The 19933-nt window shown below is 48.8% G+C and carries 14 protein-coding genes; 13 read left to right on the top strand and 1 reads right to left on the bottom strand.

The window, feature by feature from the left end; translation table 11 throughout:
* The first annotated feature begins 54 nt into the window (after positions 1-54).
* The 6 genes from dapD to NST83_RS16810 all read left to right on the top strand — a co-directional run bounded on the left by dapD (position 55) and on the right by NST83_RS16810 (position 5956).
* Positions 55-768, top strand: a complete 714-nt coding sequence (dapD, locus tag NST83_RS16835) for a 2,3,4,5-tetrahydropyridine-2,6-dicarboxylate N-acetyltransferase (protein WP_137061777.1) — start codon at positions 55-57, stop codon at positions 766-768.
* 184 nt (positions 769-952) lie between these two features.
* The gene (locus NST83_RS16830; protein WP_342414995.1) at positions 953-2107 is read left to right on the top strand and encodes an N-acetyldiaminopimelate deacetylase; all 1155 of its coding nucleotides are present in this window, start codon (positions 953-955) and stop codon (positions 2105-2107) included.
* A gap of 56 nt (positions 2108-2163) precedes the next feature.
* The gene (locus tag NST83_RS16825) at positions 2164-3273 is read left to right on the top strand and encodes an ABC transporter ATP-binding protein (RefSeq protein ID WP_137061779.1); all 1110 of its coding nucleotides are present in this window, start codon (positions 2164-2166) and stop codon (positions 3271-3273) included.
* Positions 3263-4075 (top strand): ABC transporter permease, encoded by an 813-nt coding sequence (locus NST83_RS16820; protein ID WP_342414994.1) that lies wholly within the window; start codon positions 3263-3265, stop codon positions 4073-4075. The genes NST83_RS16825 and NST83_RS16820 overlap by 11 nt, the downstream gene beginning before the upstream one ends.
* Positions 4065-4886 carry an ABC transporter permease gene (locus NST83_RS16815; protein ID WP_342414993.1) on the top strand — a complete coding sequence of 274 codons (822 nt, stop codon included), beginning with the start codon at positions 4065-4067 and terminating at the stop codon, positions 4884-4886. The genes NST83_RS16820 and NST83_RS16815 overlap by 11 nt, the downstream gene beginning before the upstream one ends.
* Entirely contained in the window at positions 4883-5956 is a 1074-nt protein-coding gene (locus NST83_RS16810) for an ABC transporter substrate-binding protein (protein WP_342414992.1), read from the top strand. Before NST83_RS16815 ends, NST83_RS16810 begins: the two co-directional genes overlap by 4 nt.
* A 520-nt stretch (positions 5957-6476) precedes the next feature.
* Here the strand turns inward: NST83_RS16810 and NST83_RS16805 are convergent.
* Positions 6477-7640 (bottom strand): aminotransferase A, encoded by a 1164-nt coding sequence (locus NST83_RS16805; protein WP_342414991.1) that lies wholly within the window; start codon positions 7638-7640, stop codon positions 6477-6479.
* Positions 7641-7825: 185 nt separating this feature from the next.
* Between NST83_RS16805 and NST83_RS16800 the strand changes: the two genes are divergently transcribed.
* From NST83_RS16800 to NST83_RS16770, 7 genes are all read left to right on the top strand, one after another.
* Positions 7826-11188 carry an S-layer homology domain-containing protein gene (locus NST83_RS16800; protein ID WP_342417977.1) on the top strand — a complete coding sequence of 1121 codons (3363 nt, stop codon included), beginning with the start codon at positions 7826-7828 and terminating at the stop codon, positions 11186-11188.
* 188 nt (positions 11189-11376) lie between these two features.
* Entirely contained in the window at positions 11377-11907 is a 531-nt protein-coding gene (locus tag NST83_RS16795) for a GNAT family N-acetyltransferase (protein ID WP_342414990.1), read from the top strand.
* 199 nt (positions 11908-12106) lie between these two features.
* On the top strand, positions 12107-13516 hold the full coding sequence (gene aspA / locus NST83_RS16790; protein ID WP_137062247.1) for an aspartate ammonia-lyase: 1410 nt from the start codon (positions 12107-12109) through the stop codon (positions 13514-13516).
* A 161-nt stretch (positions 13517-13677) separates the two neighbouring features.
* On the top strand, positions 13678-14268 hold the full coding sequence (locus NST83_RS16785; RefSeq protein WP_342414989.1) for a restriction endonuclease: 591 nt from the start codon (positions 13678-13680) through the stop codon (positions 14266-14268).
* A 213-nt stretch (positions 14269-14481) separates the two neighbouring features.
* Positions 14482-15486 (top strand): BMP family ABC transporter substrate-binding protein, encoded by a 1005-nt coding sequence (locus tag NST83_RS16780; RefSeq protein WP_342414988.1) that lies wholly within the window; start codon positions 14482-14484, stop codon positions 15484-15486.
* A 28-nt stretch (positions 15487-15514) separates the two neighbouring features.
* Positions 15515-17179 carry a HAMP domain-containing methyl-accepting chemotaxis protein gene (locus NST83_RS16775; protein ID WP_342414987.1) on the top strand — a complete coding sequence of 555 codons (1665 nt, stop codon included), beginning with the start codon at positions 15515-15517 and terminating at the stop codon, positions 17177-17179.
* 232 nt (positions 17180-17411) lie between these two features.
* Positions 17412-19841, top strand: a complete 2430-nt coding sequence (locus tag NST83_RS16770) for an AraC family transcriptional regulator (protein ID WP_342414986.1) — start codon at positions 17412-17414, stop codon at positions 19839-19841.
* The last annotated feature ends 92 nt before the right edge of the window (positions 19842-19933 follow it).

Below are 19933 nucleotides of genomic sequence, written 5' to 3'. Positions count from 1 at the left end.
ATTATTCCGGCTTGCGAAGTCGTATGAAGCGATGAAGGAGTTGTTCGATTTACTATGTCCATCGAAATGAACACACAAGAAGTCATCAACGTGATTAAAAACAGCAAGAAAAAGACACCTGTTAAAGTATATGTAAAGGGGGCTTTGGCTTCCGCATCATTCGGTGAGAATGTTCAAGCTTTTATTTCCGGAGACAGCGGCGTTGTATTTGGCGATTGGGCCGACATCAAGCCTGTTCTGGACAGTGTTAATGCTAATGAAGAAGACTATGTGGTGGAAAACGACCGCCGCAATTCCGCAGTGCCTATGCTCGATCTGAAAGGCATCAATGCCCGCATCGAGCCAGGCGCGTATATTCGCGATATGGTTGGTATCGGTAATAACGCAGTCATTATGATGGGTGCAGTCATTAACATCGGTGTCACCATTGGTGAAGGCACAATGATTGATATGAATGCTGTACTGGGCGGCCGTGTTAAAGTAGGTAACATGTGTCACATCGGTGCAGGCGTGGTCCTAGCGGGTGTTATTGAACCTCCATCTGCACAGCCTGTTGTGGTAGAAGACGATGTATTGATCGGTGCGAATGCAGTCGTATTGGAAGGCGTGCGAATCGGTAAAGGTGCAGTCGTTGCAGCCGGAGCTGTCGTAACCGAAGATGTACCTGAATACTCCGTAGTTGCCGGTACACCTGCACGCGTGATCAAACAGGTCGACGATAAGACCAAATCAAAAACTGAAATCTTGAAGGACCTGCGCGTTCTGTAAGACTGAAAAAGAGTTTTAAATGTACTAAAGGTGAACGATTCCTTGTCAGTGGCATGATGCATTGACAGCACAATTTAAGGACGAAGCACAACGGACAAGGCTCGGCGGCTGCGCCGGGCTTTTGTCCTTTTGTTCTTTTGTCTGATAAACCTGATAAGTTAGGAAAAGGAGGCGGATTAGCGGAATGAGTACGGTCGATTATCGTTCTTTTGTTCAAATACGAAGGGATTTGCATCAAATTCCCGAGCCTGGCTTTGAGGAATTTAAAACGCAGCAGTATCTGCTGAGTTATTTGGCAACGCTCCCTCAGGAGCATCTGGATATTCGTACATGGCGTACTGGCGTACTGGTGTTGATTCATGGAACGGCTCCTGCGCGCCGCTATGGATATCGCTGCGATATGGATGGTTTGCCAATTGTGGAGGAGACGGGCTATGAATTTCGTTCGACCCATCCCGGCTACATGCATGCTTGCGGTCACGATTTACATATGACGATTGGATTGGGTATTGTTTCTCACTTTGCAAACCACCCGATCAAGGATGACCTGGTTGTATTGTTTCAGCCTGCCGAGGAAGGACCGGGCGGAGCGTTGCCGATGCGCGACAGCGCAGAATTGGCAGACTGGCTACCAGATGAAATTGTCGCGCTGCATGTTGCACCCGAATATCCTGTTGGCACGATTGCGACTCGCCCGGGCATCCTATTTGCCAATACGTCGGAGCTTTTCATCGACTTGAAGGGCACAGGCGGACATGCGGCATATCCGCACAAGGCTAATGATATGGTGGTGGCGGCCTGTCAGTTGGTTGGACAATTGCAAACAGTTGTAGCACGTAATGTGAATCCGCTGGATTCAGCAGTCATTACGATTGGCAAGGTCAGCGGCGGTACGAAGCAGAACATTATTGCGGAAACAGCCCGTCTGGAGGGTACGATCCGAACGTTGTCAGCCGATACGATGACACTGGTTAAATCACGGATTGAAGCGCTGGTGCGCGGTGTTGAAGCTGGGTTTGAATGCCATGCAGAAATTCATTATGGCTCAAATTACTTGCAAGTGTTCAATGAAGCCAAGGTGACAGAGGAATTTATGAACTGGGTCCGTGAACGGCAGGATGTACAGCTCATTGAATGCGCGGAAGCGATGACCGGAGAGGATTTTGGATATTTTCTGGAGCGGATTCCGGGTCTGATGTTCTGGCTTGGCGTTGATACGCCTTATGGTTTGCATCATGCCAAGCTGGAGCCTGCAGAGGAAGCCATTGGTGTGGCGATTCGTGTATTGACAGACTATTTTACATGGAAATCTCAAGGTTCAATGATAGGTTCTGAATAAATAGGTTTAATGAAGTGAATGAAATGGAATGAAGTCGAATGTTGAGGGAGGGTGTTATGGGAGAGCAAACCATCATCCGATTCGAACGGGTGACCAAGCAATATGACAACGATCCACCGGTGCTGGCTGATGTCAGCTTTGAGATTGAACGAGGCAAATTCTATACGCTGCTGGGGCCCTCCGGCTGCGGTAAAACGACAATTTTGCGTATGATTGCGGGTTTTGCAGAGCCGACGGAAGGCTCGATTTATTTGAATGACAAGCTGATTAATCGTGTTCCGGCCAATGAACGGCAGGTTAATACGGTATTTCAGGACTATGCCTTATTTCCACATCTGAATGTGTTTGAAAATGTGGCTTTCGGTTTGCGGATCAAAAAGATGAACAATAAGACCATTCAGGAGAAGGTTGCGCAGGCATTGTCCTTTGTCAATCTGGAGGGCTACGACGAACGGGAAATTTCTGAAATGTCCGGAGGGCAACGCCAGCGTGTCGCCATTGCACGGGCCATTGTCAATGAGCCGGACGTTCTGCTGCTGGATGAGCCGCTGTCTGCACTGGATTTAAAGCTGCGAACAGAAATGCAGTATATTTTGCGTGAAATGCAGCAGCGTCTTGGGATCACCTTTATTTTCGTTACGCATGATCAGGAGGAAGCGCTGGCGATGTCGGACGAGATTTTTGTCATGAACAAAGGGAAGATTGAGCAGAGCGGTACGCCGAATGATATTTATGATGAGCCGATCAATCGGTTTGTTGCCGATTTTATCGGGGAATCCAACATTGTTCCAGGACGCATGATTGCGGATTATCAGGTGGAGTTTAACGGTCGGCAGTTTGAATGTGTCGATGGAGGATTACGCCCGAATGAAGCGATTGAAATTGTCATTCGACCCGAGGATTTGGAGATTACAACCGTTACAGAGGGTAAGCTGCGAGTAAAGGTGGATACCCAGTTGTTCCGTGGTGTTCACTATGAAATTAGCTGCTATGATGATTCAGGTCAGGAGTGGCTGGTGCATTCTACCAAAAAGGCGGAGCTGGGCAGTGAAATCGGCCTCCATTTTGACCCGGAAGCGATCCATGTGATGCGGTTCGGGGAAACAGAGGAAGAATTTGATCGCCGTCTGGAAGCCTATGAAGAGGTGGAGCAGCATGTCCGGTAATACAAGAGCAGCGTATCTGCTGCCTTACTATTTATGGATTGTGCTGTTCGTAGCAGCCCCGGTCGTGCTTGTATTTTACTATTCGCTATTTGATGTAGACGGTCATTTCACGTTCAGCAACTATGCTCAATTTCTGACCCCTGTCTATTTGAGCATGACGTTTAGCTCATTTTGGTATGCGTTCTTGATTACGGTATTTTCGCTGCTCGTCGCTTATCCGGCTGCGTATTTGCTGACCCGAACCAAGCATAAGCAACTGTGGCTATTGCTCATTATTTTGCCGACATGGATTAACCTATTGCTTAAAACATATGCTTTTATCGGGATTTTTGGTACTTATGGTCCGGTGAATGCTGTGTTGGGCTTGGTCGGATGGGGTGGTCAGCAATTATTGTTTACCAGCTCCAGCTTTGTGTTTGTATCGGTTTATATTTTTGTGCCGTTTATGATTTTGCCCATCTATAATGCGCTGGAAGGGTTGAATCCTTCACTGCTGGATGCCGCGCGTGATCTGGGCGCTTCCAAGTGGACGGCGTTTCGCCGGGTTATTTTCCCATTAACGCTATCTGGTGTGCGATCCGGGTGTATGGCGGTATTCATCCCGGCGCTATCGCTGTTTATGATTACCCGTCTGATTGCGGGCAACCGTGTCATTACATTAGGGACGGCGATTGAGCAGCATTTTCTGGTCACACAGGATTGGGGCATGGGCTCTACGGTAGCGGTGTTCCTGATTTTGGCGATGGGGATTCTTATGCTGATTACCTCGGGAGCGAAACGGAGGGTGCGGCATGGCAAATAAAAACCGATTCGGGAATATTTATTTGGTGCTCGTCTTTCTTGTGTTGTATGCACCTATTTTGTACTTGATGTATTATTCGTTCAATAGTGGTGGGACGATGCACCAATTTGAAGGGTTTACGCTCCAATACTACAAAGAGGTGTTTGCCGACACCCGCTTGATCATCATTGTCATTAACACCTTGGTTATTGCGTTGTTATCGTCTGCGCTGGCTACGATTATTGGCATCATGGGAGCGTTGGCTATTCACCAGATGCAGAACCGTCGGGTTAAAAATACACTGTTGTCGCTCAACAATGTGCTGATCGTGAATCCGGACGTCATTATTGGCGCATCCTTCCTCATTTTGTTCACGATGGTGGAGATCAAGCTGGGCTTTTACTCGGTGTTGTTGTCCCATATTGCATTTAGTGTGCCGATTGCCGTCATTATGATTTTGCCACGGCTTCAGGAAATGAGTCCATCACTGGTGGATGCGGCCCGGGATTTGGGTGCCAGTCGGATGGATGTGCTGACCAAGGTGATTTTACCTTTTATCAAGCCGGGGATTTACGCAGGCTTCTTTATGGCGTTAACGTACTCGCTGGACGATTTTGCGGTGACCTTTTTTGTGACAGGCAGCGGCTATTCTACCTTATCGGTGGAAATTTACTCGCGTGCCCGCCAAGGGGTTTCCCTGTCTATTAATGCGCTGTCCACGCTCATTTTCCTGTTTACCGTGCTGTTGGTGGTGGGTTATTACTTTATTATGCGCAAGGCGAACCGGAATGGGAAAAAGGAGCCTGCGGCGGAAATGGGGGTACCTAGATGAAGTCGCTTGTGCGCGTGTTTCTGTCGATTTTTATCATCTCGTTCGGTCTGATGGGGGTGGCGGCCTGGCTCAATTCCAGTCAAGGCTATTCCGGTGGCAATACGCTGACGGTCTACAACTGGGGAGACTATATCGACCCTGATCTGCTGGCAAGGTTCCAGAAGGAGACGGGGATTACCGTCATTTATCAGACGTTCGACTCCAACGAGGCGATGCTGACGAAAATTGAGCAGGGAGGAACATCGTTTGATGTAGCGGTTCCTTCGGAGTATGCTCTGGCTAAAATGAAGCAGGAGCACCTGTTGCTCCCTTTGGACCACAGCAAGCTGCCGAATTTGAAGCATGTGGATGCTCATTTTCTGAACCTTTCGTTTGACCCGAAAAACCAATACTCTGTGCCGTATTTTTGGGGTACGGTTGGGATTGTGTTCAACCCGGAGCTAACGAAGGGCATTGATTTTCATAGCTGGGACGGTCTGTGGAATCCAAAGCTGCGTAACAACCTCCTGCTGGTCGATGGTGCGAGGGAAGTCGTGGGTATGTCGCTGAACAGTCTCAACTATTCCTTGAACGATACGAATGAGGCGCATTTGCAGCAAGCTTTAGCGAAGCTGGAGAAATTAGCGCCCAATGTCAAGGCCGTTGTTGGTGATGAGATTAAAATGCTGCTGGCTAACGAGGAGGCTGCTGCCGGTGTTGTGTGGTCCGGCGATGCGTCCGAAATCATGGACCAGAACGACAAGCTGGACTACATCGTGCCGGATGAAGGCTCCAACCTGTGGTTTGATAACATGGTTATTCCGAAAACCGCTACCCATGTGGAAGCGGCCCATAAGTTCATCAATTTCATGATGCAGCCCGATGTAGCCGCCCAAAATGCCGAGTTTGTAGGCTACTCCACACCAAACGCGGATGGAAAAAAGCTGTTGCCAGAGGATATATCCGGTGACGAGCGCTTCTATCCTCCATCTGAGATTACAGATAAGCTGGAGGTCTACGACAACCTCGGCAAGCGGATGCTGGCTCATTACAATGAATTGTTCCTGCAATTCAAAATGCATTTAAAGTAAGAGAGTGGTGGGGGCGCGTAGATTCAGGTTTGAGCTTTAAAGGACGCTGCGGGGGCGGATGGTGCTTCCCATCGCCACCGCCCCCGGATTTCCGGAATGAAGCCTGGGTTTAGGGGGAAATCTGGGGACAAAAGCGACCGCTTACGCTTGTCCAGCACCATTCCGTCCCCTCCGCTGCGCCGTGCTTAAAGCACACGAATGAATCCCACGCCGATGTGGGAGTAGTAGGTGAACGAACAGGCCCTTGAACCACCTGTACAGGTGGTTCAAGGGCCTGTTTTATGTTTACTCACCGTGCAAAGCGGTGAGAGGGGTACTTCTTTTCCCCTGCGCCCCACATGCTCAAAGGAATTTGGTGACTTTAAGGCGGGTAGTAGCGAAGCGGGCCATTTGAATCTGGAGAAGCGGTAGCGTTCGCCTTTGCTGAGGGATTCTTACCACTAAATGTTTTATACAATCCAAGAATCCCCTCAGCAACAGCGATCGGAAGATCAAATGGCCCGCGAAGCCTCCTTCCACCTTAACTCCCCACAATTCCTTTAACAAACCCCTCTATTTTATCCAATCCCTGCTCCAGCACATCCTGTCCGTAAGCATAGGACAACCGAATGTATCCTTCGCCATAGGAGGAAAAGGCATCTCCCGGCACAACAGCCACTCCATGCTCTTCCAGCAGCTTTACGGTGAAATCCATTGAGCTTAAGCCAAAATGGGCGATGGAAGGAAAAAGATAAAAGGCCCCCTCCGGCTTTTCAAGCGGAATGCCCATGTCGGTTAGCCTTCCGTGCACATAATCACGGCGCTTGCGGTATTCCTCGCGCATCGGAAGTGCATCGTCGACACCGACGGTCAAGGCTTCCAGCGCAGCATATTGGCTAATCGAACTGGCACAGGTCACGTTGTATTGATGAACCTTGACCATGTGCTGTGTAATTGCAGCAGGTGCAAGTGTGAAACCAATACGCCAGCCCGTCATGGAGTGCGATTTGGATAAGCCGTTGATGACGATGGTACGCTCTTGCATGCCCGGAAGGGCTGCAATAGACACGTGTGGTGCATCGTAAATCAGTTCGCTATATATTTCATCTGAAATGATAAACAGCTCGCGGTCCCTCAGCAAATCTGCGACGGCTTTCAGCTCTTCGCGGCTCATCACTCGTCCGGTTGGGTTCGAAGGATATCCGAGGATGACGGCTTTCGTCCGTTCGGTCAAATAAGGCTCCAGCACCTCTGCGGTCAGCTTAAAGCCGCTGTTGCGGGTGTCAGCCAGCACGGGTACGCCACCTGACAAGCGAATCAATGGCTCATATCCGGGGTAGATGGGCACAGGCAAAATGACCTCGTCACCAGGTGACAAAATGGTACGCAGGGCAATATCCAGCGCTTCGCTGGCTCCGTTCGTTACGATAACCTCATCCTGTCCACGGTAATTCAGTCCGTATTTATGGGATACAAACGCCGCTGCCGCTTCCCGCAGCTCGGGCAGTCCCGGATTAGGCGTATAGGAGGTGCGTCCTTCGTTAATCGCCTGGTGGGCAGCTTCCATAATATGCGGAGGGGTAGGGAAATCCGGCTGCCCAATTGTTAAGGACAGGGTTCCGGGCAATGCGGCAACTTTATTGGCAATCTTGCGAATGCCGCTGATTTGAATGTTTTTAACCTGATCGTTAAGCAAGTGCTCCATAGCGTGTGTGCCACCTTTTTCTGTATTAGAACAAGTTTACAATAATTTGATCTCATTATGCTACGGTGGGAACCATTCATTTTACATAATTCAGGTACTGGTTTGACTAATTTATGGTATGTTTAAACATGGAATATATATTGTAAGCGTGATCATATCTAAAATTGGGAGGAGTGTGTCTTTTGATGAAACAAGAATACATAGCAGTAACGTTATCCAGGAAATTAAAAAGGTTTGGAATAGCATGGCTCAGTGCGGCACTGGTGCTGTCGGGTGGAGGTCCGGGGCTACTGTCCGATGGAAAAGCTTCAGCCGAACCAGCGCCTATAGTAGAAACGGAGGTGCAATCATCACCCACGACTGTGGGGGCCAGTGTATACGCAGATGTCTATGTGCCGGATAAGCTCCGTATCCATGATATACAGGGATCAGCCCATCGTTCACCTTATGAGGGGAAAAAGGTAACGGATGTCGAAGGAATTGTAACGATGGTGAAAGGAAGCAGCTTCTTTATCCAGGAGGCGGACGATAAGGTGGATCAGGATGAAAAAACATCCGAGGCCATTTTAGTGTACAAGCTCGGCAGCGGTGTGCAGGTTGGGGATGAGGTGTGGGTAAGCGGCTCTGTGAAAGAATATACAGAAAGAACCTATGCCAGCAAGCCAGTCGACCTGACGACCACGGAAATTGTAGCTTCTTCAGTTTCGGTGATCGCCAAGGACCGTCCACTGCCGTCTCCGATTTTGCTTGGAAAAGAGGGGCGTGTGATGCCAACATCTGTTGTGGATAATGACGGAATGACGGTGTTTGATCCAGAGGAGGATGGTTTGGACTTTTTTGAAAGTCTGGAGGCCATGCGTGTAGAGTTGAAGGATGCACGAGTCATCGGCCCTTATGGTTATGAAATTCCGGTCAGGATTGACAACGGGACGAACACAGGCGAGGTATTGACCGAAGCAGGCGGCTTGATGCTGACCGAAGAAAGTCTGAATCCGCAGCGGATTTTGATCGACGCCAAACCTGCGGTTCCGTTGAAAACAGGGGATCGTTTTGCGGGTCCCATCACGGGAATTGTGAGCTATAGCTTCAGCAATTTCAAGCTGTTGCCGGAGCGTCTGCCGGATATTGTGTCAGGGGGTCTCCAGCCAGCCTACACACGTCTGGTACAGGATGACCGTAAGCTGACGGTCGCTTCCTTTAATGTGGAAAATTTCGATCCCGGTGACGGAAAACGAATTGACCAGCTCGGACAGGCCATCGCCGTGAATTTGAACCACCCGGATATCGTAGGGCTGTTGGAGGTTCAGGACAACAACGGTGAGAAGGATGACGGCACCACAGATGCTTCAGAAAGCTTTCGGGTGTTGATTGAGGCGATTCGTGCTCATGGAGGGCCGGAGTATGCTTTTACAGATATAGCACCTGAAAATAATAAGGATGGCGGCGCTCCCGGCGGCAATATCCGGGTCGGATTTCTCTACAATCCGCAACGTGTCACGCTGACGGATAAGTCGAAGGGAAATTCGGTTACATCAGTGACCTATGGAGAGCAGGGGCTTTCGCTCAATCCCGGTCGTATTGATCCGCTGAATGCGGCATTTGAATACTCACGCAAGCCGTTGGCCGCTGAATTTGAGTTTGACGGTCAGCAGGTGATTGTGATTGCGAACCATTTTAATTCCAAGGGGGGCGATCAAGCACCATTCGGAGGGATTCAGCCACCCGTACGAAGCAGCGAAATACAGCGGGCGAAGATTGCAACGATTGTGAATGGTTTTGTGAAGTCGGTGCTGGCTCAAAACCATCAGGCGAATATCGTCGTATTGGGAGATTTAAATGATTTTCAATTTTCCGAAACGCTCGCTTTGGTCCGGGGACAGGAATTGACGAATTTGGTAGATAAGCTGGATGAGAAGGAGCGATATTCGTATATTTATGAGGGGAATTCGCAAACACTGGATCATTTGCTGGTCAGTCCGTCCATAAGTAAATCATCCGTGCTGGATATTGTTCATATCAATGCGGATTTTAGCGCGGCGGACGGGCGGGTAAGTGATCATGATCCATTGGTTGCTCAAATTGACTTGCCACGCCAAACAGTGGAACCGCCAACAGAGGGCGGGAGTGGTCGGAATAAAGATGATGATCAGCAGGAGAGTAATGGCAGCAATAACACTGGGAACCATAGTAGCGGTAACGCGAGTGGAACGACGAATAACGGACAGGGTGAGACTGCGAATAGCGGGCAGAATGGTAACGGTTCATCTGGCGTTAATGTGGTGCAAGCCAAGTCCATAGTAACAGAGCAAAACGGACTGAAAAGAGCAGTCGCACAGGTACCAGCCGCTGACATACAAAATGCGATTCGGAACGGGGCGAACGGTACGCTCGTCATCCGTGCAGGAGAGCAAACGGATGCTAAGCTATTCGAAGTGAATCTAAACGGAGATGCTTTGGGTGCTGTTTTGAATGACCGTATTCACACCCTGCGAGTAGAAACGCCACAGGGAGGCTATGAAGTAACAACAGGTCGTTTGTCTGTTCAAAAGCTGGCTGACACCTGGCAGGTGCCTGTACAACAGATTTCCTTGAGCTTTACGGTTACGCCGAACGAAGGATTGGCTAATCGCACAGATATTCCGGCAGAGCGCAAGCTGGTGCGAGCTGTTGATGTTGTGGCGGAGTTACGAAGCGAAGATGGACGCAAGCAGTCGTTGGCAAGTGGCGATAATTCCGGTAAAGGGTATGAACGTTATCTTCTACGTGTTCCCGCAACGGTAGACATGGGTCAACTTGCTGTAGTGAAGGTATCCACCAACCAAGTCGGACAGTTGTCCTATCATCCGGTTCCGTTTACCGCTTCTGGTGAGGAACTGACTGTGTATGGACGTTCGGGAGGAACCTATGTCGTGCTGGATGGCGGGGGAGCTAATGTAAGCAGGTCGTTCAGCGATATTTCCGGTCATTGGGCGCAGCAGGACATTACACGCTTGGCAACTCGTCTGATTGTGGCAGGGGCAAATCAATCAACGTCCACCGCGAATGAGACTGGTGAGATGGGCTTATCGAACGTGCGCTTTGTGCCGAATGGTCAGGTACAACGCTCGGAGCTGGCTGCGATGCTGGTTCGTACGCTTGGACTGGAGCATTCAGATCGCATGGTGACGGGCTTTGACGATGTACAATCGGAATCGTGGTATGCGGGTTCTGTGCGTACCGCAGCCTCTGCTGGACTGATCAATGGCTATGCAGACGGCAGCTTCAAACCTGATGCCTCGGTATCGAGGGAGGAGCTGGCTGTGATGGTAGAGCGAGTCCTGCACTTCGCCGGGACTGCGGAAGATACAGCGGCAGGAAGTGTCTCAACGTCATTATCGGATGCACAAGCCATTTCTACATGGGCAGTTCCGGCTGTCAATACTTTGTCCAACATAGGCATTATGGAGGGAGACGGGAAAGGCCGTTTTGCTCCAACTGCATCGGTGACGAGGGCAGAAGCAGCGGCTGTATTATCTCGAACTCTGGATAAGCTGAATTGGGAACGGTAGTATAATGATTGGAATGTTAGATTGATTGACTTCCTGCGGTAGTTAAGTTATCTTTTGTTGGAGAAGTAGCAGGGGAATATAGCAAAAGCTAGACATACAGAAATTAAAGTAACACCGTGGAAAGTAAGCGATCCTTAAAGGATGGTTTGCTCCTTATTGTTATCAAATATCACCGGGGAGGAATCACCATGTCTAATGAAATAGCAGTCTATCCTGTTCAAGCTCTGAACGAAGCACTGACAGATACGCTGACCCGGTTGTTGATCGACGTAGTGGCGGACGGTGCCTCCATAGGATTTTTACCGCCATTGGCTTATCAGGAAGCAGTAGCTTATTGGAATAGTGTCCTTCAGGACGGTGTAGTTCTGTGGATTGCGGAGAAGGACGGCGTGCCTGTGGGGACTGTGCAGCTTCATCTGGCTACAAAGGCCAACGCCGCTCATCGTGCGGAAATTGCGAAGCTTATGGTGCATCCGTCCGGGCGCAGGCTTGGGATTGCACGTCAACTGATGCAGGCTGCAGAAGAGGAGGCGCTACGTCAGAGCAGAACGCTACTGGTGCTGGATACGCGGGTAGGTGATCCTTCCAATAAGCTATATGAATCTATCGGATTTGTGGAAGCAGGCGTGATTCCAGGGTATGCCCAATCGGCTGACGGTCACCTGCACGCTACCCGATTCTATTACAAACCACTCAATCCGTACCTGAGCCGTTGCTGAGTATTTGACGAATAACGGGGATATATTCAGGTAATAATAGCTTGTTATACAATTATATTTGCTTTTTTAACTATTTGACTGGAAAAGTAAGGGAATGAGAACGTATAATGAAATGGAGACCGTCTAAAGGTTCTCATGATGCCAATTCGGCTGGTCTGGATTGAAGATCGAAGTATATATAGCGGAGGAATCGAAGAATATGAGGCTGGAGCATGATTTTCTAGGTACCAAGGAAGTGCCGTCAGACGCCTATTACGGTGTGCAAACACTGAGGGCAAAGGAGAATTTTCCAATTACCGGTCAACGGCTGCATCCTGAGCTGATTAAAGCCATGGCGATCGTCAAAAAGGCCGCAGCAACGGTAAACATGGAGCTGACCCGCTTGCATCGTCCCAAGGCGGAGGCCATTATTCAGGCAGCTGACGAGGTTATTCAAGGGCAGTTGCACGACCATTTCATCGTCGATCCGATTCAGGGCGGCGCAGGCACGTCCATTAATATGAATACAAATGAAGTGATTGCGAACAGGGCGCTGGAGCTAATCGGCAAGCAGCGTGGAGATTATCAGGAGATCAGTCCCAACAACCATGTCAACATGGCACAATCGACAAACGATGCTTTTCCTACGGCAGTCCATTTGGCTGTTCTAAGTATGATTGACAAGCTGTTGATCACGATGAGCGAGCTTCAGGAGGCGTTCTCCCGTAAGGCAAAAGAGTTTGACAGTGTGATTAAAATGGGACGAACCCACTTGCAGGATGCAGTACCGATCCGTCTGGGACAGGAGTTTCAGGCTTATGCACGTGTGTTGGGGCGTGATATTGGACGTGTCCGTGCTACGAAGCAGCATTTGCTGACAGTCAATATGGGCGCAACTGCAGTTGGCACGGGCTTGAACGCGGATCGCCGTTATATTCAGCGTGTCGCTGAGGTGCTGGCGGAAGTAAGTGGTTTCCCTGTGGAGGCTGACGAAAATCTCGTCGATGCCACTCAAAACACAGATGCCTATACGGAAGTGTCTGCTGCGTTAAAAATTTGCATGATGAACATGTCCAAAGTGGCAAATGACATCCGTCTGATGGCCTCAGGGCCGCGTGCTGGTCTCGGAGAGCTGAGCCTGCCCGCCCGTCAGCCGGGTTCATCCATTATGCCGGGTAAAGTAAATCCGGTAATGTGTGAGGTCATCAACCAGATTGCTTTTCAGGTCATTGGGAATGATCATACGATCTGTCTGGCTTCCGAGTCTGGTCAGCTAGAGTTGAATGTGATGGAGCCTGTGCTTGTCTACAACCTGCTGCAATCGCTGGAAATTATGAAGCAGGGCTTTCATGTCTTCCGCATTCATTGTGTGGACGGAATTGAAGCGAACGTGGAGCGGTGTCGTGAATATGTTGAAAACAGCGTAGGTATTATTACCGCGCTCAATCCCCACCTCGGATATGAGGTCGTATCACGCATCGCCCGTGAGGCGATTACAACTGGCAAATCGGTACGCGAGTTGTGTCTGTTGTATAATGTACTGACTGAGGAAGAGCTGGACATTATTTTGGACCCGTATCAAATGACTCAGCCGGGTATTGCCGGAGAGTCGCTGCTGAATAGGGAATAATAGTGCGGAGTTTAGAATGCAGCTTTGAGGCAAAATGAAGACAGCCCCGTCGAATCCGGCGGGGCTGTCCTTGTGTAACACGGTGTCAGCGTGAGATGTGGAATGCCCTGCTAAGGAATACACCGACCGCTGCACGCCTATTGTAGAAAAGGGGAAGAGGAATGCTGCTGGAGCAATTATCGGCATATAAGGAATTAGGAATAGGATTCATTGTACTACTACTGTTACTTGTACTCATCATCCGAGGACTGATACGTCGGCGCAGAAATCGGATTTTACGTGATCTGGACCCGCGAAAAATCGGGATTCAGGATATAGACCGCATGGAGGATGGCTCAGAATTTGAGCTTTATCTGCAACGGTTGTTATCTGCGCTCGGCTATAAGGACATCTACAAAACGACCAGTAGCCGGGATTTTGGAGCGGATCTGGTGTTTACAGACCGTGAAGGGGTCAGAGTTGTGATTCAGGCCAAGCGTTATGCTGTACAAAATCCGGTCGGTTTGGGTGCTGTGCAGGAAATTTATACCTCCATGCGTTATTATGCGGCTGACAAGTCTGTCGTCATCACTTCCGGGCGCTACACGGAATCTTGTAAAACACTCGCTTCTGTCAACGGAGTTAAGCTATTGGACCGCAACGACTTGGTGGACATGATTGATTGGTTCAAGGCTAAACGCCGTGAGGAGGTCATGGATCTAATAGAAAGCAAAACCGACGTGATTGCCTCCAAATGGAGCAGGAGCAAATGATAAAAGGGACTGAATTACCGGGCGACGAGATGAAAGCCTGGTAGTCAGTCCCTTTATTTTTAATATGAGGCAGGTACTTATGGCGTCCTGAAAGGATTACCCCATTATACTTTCCCATTACAATGAATTTACAGAAAATCTTATGAAAAAAAAAGACTTTATAACCGATATAAAGATGTTGGGGATTTGCAAATTATGCTGAGGTGATATGTCATGAAGAAACAGGTTCAGTTATTAACATTGAGGTGGGTTCCCATTGTCACCATTTTTGCTTTACTGCTGTGTGCATGCGGGCAGCCAGTAGCACAAACCAAGGCGCAGCCGATTAAGGTGGGAATAGTATTGTCAGATATTGGTCTGGGTGACCAATCTTACAGTGACGCGGCTTTTCGGGGCTTGGTCAAGGCGCGGGATGAGGGGAAAATCGTTTTTGAATATCGGGAAATTTCCGAGACCAAAACATATGATGCTGCTTTTGAACAGCTTGTTCAAGAAAAATCCGATTTGATTATCGGGCTGGGGTACATGGTGAAAGAAAGTTTGGAAACCGTTGCGAAAAAATATCCGGATATTAAATTTGTAATTGTAGATGAAAAATCCGATTTACCGAATGTGGCTTCCATTACTTTTAAAGAAGAAGAGGGCAGCTTTTTGGCAGGGGTCGTTGCAGGAATGGCGAGCCGAACCGATCAGGTGGGTTTTATTGGGGGAGTGGAGTCTCCGCTGTTGAAAAAGTTTGAGGCCGGATATCGGGAAGGGGTTCGCTCTGTTAAGCCTGATGCACAGGTTACTGCTACGTATGCGGGAGATTTCGGCAAGCCGGAGCTGGGCACGGAGATTGCACGCGATATGATCAATCAGGATCGAATTGATGTGATCTATGCGGCGGCGGGTCTTACAGGTGTAGGCGCGTTACAGGAGGCACAAAAGCAGGAAAAGTTCGCAATCGGGGTCGACAGCGACCAGTTTTTCATTGCGGAAAAAGCAGTAGTAACCTCCATGATTAAAAATGTGGATGTCGCCATTTACACGGCAGTCAAAAGCTTTGCAGATCATCAAAGAAAATTTACGGACCAGAATATGGTGTTCGGTCTTGCGAAAGAAGGCATCGGTTTGGCGCCTATTCGTGTTTTGACATTGAACCCGGATCAGCAAAAGTTGCTGGATGACTTGAAGGCAAAGGTCAAGTCCGGCAGTCTTACTGTGCCCACCCAATAAATTTTCGTAAAACGGAGGATGATTCCTGATGAAACTGCAAGGTAAACTGGTGCTTAACGCGATGGTTTCCCTGATCGCATGCCTGGCTTTAGTGGCCTATATTATTTTTCAATTGATCCGTATCAACTCGCAAAGCAGTAGTCTCGTTCCAGCTATGCTGAATGTACAGCAGCTCAATGCTTATTTGATTCAGTCAGGACAGGCGCTGCAAAACTACTCTTCTTCCATGACAGAGAGCAATAAAACGGATGTGCAAAACCAAATGGGTCAGGCGGAAAAAACAATCACTTTGCTTTCGCAAGGCATGATGCAGACCGAAGCGCAGCAAAAACGCCTGAATACCGTTAAAACAAAATTCAGCGAATTGAAGGTTGCGACGGATAAAGCGATGAGCACGGGAAGTAGCCCTGAATCCAAACGTAATGCGATGCGTGTACAGGGTATCCAGAACGATGTGTTCATGCTGGATATTCTAACGAAGGCGCGTTATGACGAATATACAGAGGAATTGACCAAGAGTATCCGCTTTACTTGGCAATTGGCCTTGGCAGGTGCTGTTCTGCTTCTGGTGGCGGTGGGGATATATAATACATATACATCCAGGCAACTTGCCCTCAGAACCCGCAAGTTGACGGATGCCGCGAAGCAAATTGCCGATGGGAATTTGACGGTGCAGCTCGCACAAACGAAGGGACGTGATGAGCTGGACGAGCTCAATGAATCGTTCCGGTTCATGATCGGGAACTTGCGTAACATTGTGCTCTCTATTGACCAGTCGGGGAATCGTGTTGATCTGATGGCTCGGGATATTGACCAGCATAATGAGGCCATGAAGGAAATCGTGACGCAAGTTAGCACCTCAACAGAGGAACTGGCGATTGGTAGTCAAAAGATTGCCGAGGATCTGTCGACCACCGTTGGCGTTGTGGATGAGATGCAGCAGAAGTTTGAAGCGAATTTGTTGGAGACCAAGCAGTCCTCTACATATAGCGAAGACGCATTGCGTGTCATTGAGCAAGGTACACGTGTGATGAGCGATCAGCTACGCATTGTAGCCGAAAATCGTTCAGCGATGTCCGAGGTGGAACAGACGGTCAAGGAGCTGGAGTCCAATGCAGCCGAGATTACAACCATGACCGGCTATGTATCCGAGATTGCCAGTCAGACGTCGCTGCTGTCCTTGAACGCTTCAATTGAGGCTGCGCGCGCGGGTGAGGCTGGAAAAGGCTTTGCTGTCGTTGCCAATGAAGTCAAAAAACTGGCGAATCAATCGGAGTCGGCTGTGAAGCAAATTTATACCGCTGTCGAGGGCATTACGCAGGCAATGAATAAGGTGAAGACCTCTGTGACACAAAGTCAGGAGCTGTTCCGTGAGCAGGAGAAGGCAACTTCGTCTACCGGGGAATCGTTCACTGAGATTAGCGGCAAAGTTCAGCAAATTGCCAGCCAAGTCAGCAAGCTGTCGGTGGATATGAATGTATCTCGGGAACTGAGTGTACAGGTACAGCAAGCCATTGAGAACATCAGCGCGATTACCCAGCAATCCGCCGCAGGCAGTGAAGAAATTACCGCCTCTACCGTGGAGCAGAAGCGTTCCTTTGAGGAATCGGCTGAGAAGGTGAAAGAGCTTCGTCAGATTCGTGAGGAGATGCAACGGGAGCTGAATCGCTTTCAGGTGGAAAAAACGGGCTAAGTAACATGAAACTAACACATTTATTGGCTAGATGATGAATATAGGATAAACCCATAGAAGAAGTCTTACCCACGAAGGGAGGCTTCTTCTTTTTTGTAAAAAGTGTCAAATTATTGACAATAATAGCCAACTTTTATTGCTCTCCGTAGAGTTAATAGGCAGGAAATTCCACATCCTGCGTCAAATAGATTTAGGGAGTATATGTTAGCCCATACGTTGTTGGCAAGAGATCATGGAAAACGAAGTCCGGAAGGATGAAGTTACGGGAATGCTACGATTAAAGCTTCGATTGATCCTGAAAAATAAACAGGCAAGGCTGATTCTGCTGCTCACACTAAGCGTATCACTCATTATTAGTGTAATCGGCTTGCTATCGTATTCGGGATACCGCAAGGGCTTAGATACTGAATTAAACACACCAAACATAGAACTGCTGCAAATTAATCTGGATGTGACTAATAGGGCATTTCGTGAGTCCGATAATAAGGCGCTGGATGCGGCCTATTCCCGGGATGTTGAGGCATTTGCACGTTTGCAAACGGATGAAAAATCGCTATCCAACGCTTCCGTCATCAAACGGCTTCAAAAATACTTGAAAGCCCTTTCTTCACATGAAGAGATTCATTCGGCTGAAGTTATTTCTTTTGAAAATCACGCTCTCGTATCCAGCGAATACGGCTACTTGCCCGATTGGGACCAAGCGCCGGATACGACTTGGGTTCCCTGGATTCGGGACATTCAAAGGAAGCCATTACTGATTAAGCGAAGATGGTACGGCGCAAATCATGAAAATGGAACAGTAGAACTGCTTTCGCTGGCTAGACCCGTGGTAAAGGATGGACGGGTTATTGGTGCAGTGCTGGTCAATCTGGATTATGACCGTTTTTTCTCCAAGCTGTATATTCATTTATCCAACTCGCAATTTGTGTACGATCTGGAGGGGGAGTTGATCTATCCCAAGTTAAAATCTTCAGTGCCCTTAAACGAAATGGACAGGGTTTTGCAAGAATTGGATGTGAGCCCCTATGCTTATGTGGTGGTAGGGGGGATGGAGTATATGGCGAACCAGACTTTTTCCGATGTGACGGGCTGGCGTCTGGTATCACTTGTCCCTATGGACAAGCTGCTGAAGCATGTTAAGCTGGCCCGCAACATGATGCTGTGGTTGGCCTTTATTTCTATACTGGCGGGTTGCTCAGCGGTCTATTATTACAATTATGCCGCATTTCGCCCTATGAAAAGAATTAATAGCCTGCTGAATTTAGGCTACAAAGGAACGCGTCAAGGTGGACTGTATGATCTGGAGTCGGTCATTGGCAAGCTGGTTGGAGAGTTTCATCGCAAATCATTGGTGGTGGAACGAAGCCTACCGGAGCTACGTTCCAAATATATTGAAGATGTCATCCAGCGTAGAATGGGCATACAGGAAATGCGCATGAAATGGGAGCAGTATTTTTCCGATTGGGACGGAAGCTCTTTGGCTGTGATGATCGTGTCGATCGATCGGTATTCTACTTGGGCAGCAAGCTTTCCAGTGGAGGATAAAATGCTGCTCAAATATGCGCTGAACAATATTTTGCTGGAATGGCTTGAACCTCACTGGAAGGCGGTAAGCGCGCCAGAGGAGCAAAGCGGGTTCGTTGTACTCCTACAGTTCAGTGAGCGCGAGGATGAAGCTGTAGATGGGACTAGGATTGAGACTGGTGCCGATGCCAAAGCCAATGTCAAAGAAAGTGCTCTGCTTCGCAAAAGCGCAGACAGGCTGATTCAGGTTGTAGGTGAGCATCTTCCCCTCACTATTTCTATAGGAATCGGTCATGTATTTTCGGATATCTATGAGGCACGTCAGTCTTTTGTAACAGGGAGAGAAGCCCTTGGTTTGCGTTTGTATGAGGGATATGGACGTTCGCATATGAGTACGGACCGCATGGGGGAGGGCGCCCACGTCTCATCAGCGGTGGGAAACCGGAATGTGGAAATCATTCGTGCCCTAGAGTCACAGGAAGCCGGAGCAAGTATAAAGCTGATCAGCCAATGGGGAGAAGAACTTCGTCTTCACAGGACCTCCCCGGTGCAGGTGTACTTGTCTGTTCATGAGCTGATGGGGAAATTGCTGAAATGGTGCATGACTCATAGTGTGACGCCGCCGGATCAACTGGTCGATTACCACTGGAACCAGATTCTGACGCTTGATCTTCCAGATCTGGAGAAGCAATTGTTTTCGATTGTGGATGATATCGGAGAAAAACTCTCTGGACACAGACGGTCCAAGGAGTTTGTACGTGTACAGGAGATGATGGATTATATGGAACATCATTTGCATTTAAATATTGGGCTTCAGGAAATTGCAGATCAGGTTCATATGAGCGTGTCATCGGTGAGCAGTATGTTCAAGGAAGAGACAGGCAGTACCGTGTACGATTACTTAACTGGTTTGCGAATGAAAAAGGCGTGCGTTCTATTGCGCGAAACACATCTGAAAATCGCAGAGATTGCTGATCAGGTCGGCTACCGGAATGAGAACAGCTTTATCCGTGTATTTCGGAAGCATAAACAGGTGACCCCTGGGAAATTTAGGGAAATAAGCAAATGTTCCAATGGATATGCAGATCCGCCAAAAGGTCGGCATTTTGGGGATTTGGAAGATAAATTCGAAGATTAAGCGATAGCTGTCCCCCCTGCGTTGCGGTACATTGACTTCATGTAAACGCAAAAATCATGGCTGAAAACGTCTGGGGGTGAAAACGGGTGCGT

The sequence above is a fragment of the Paenibacillus sp. FSL R10-2782 genome (assembly GCF_038592985.1).
Lineage (GTDB): Bacteria > Bacillota > Bacilli > Paenibacillales > Paenibacillaceae > Paenibacillus > Paenibacillus terrae_C.
This window is presented reverse-complemented; position numbering and strand designations above follow the sequence as displayed.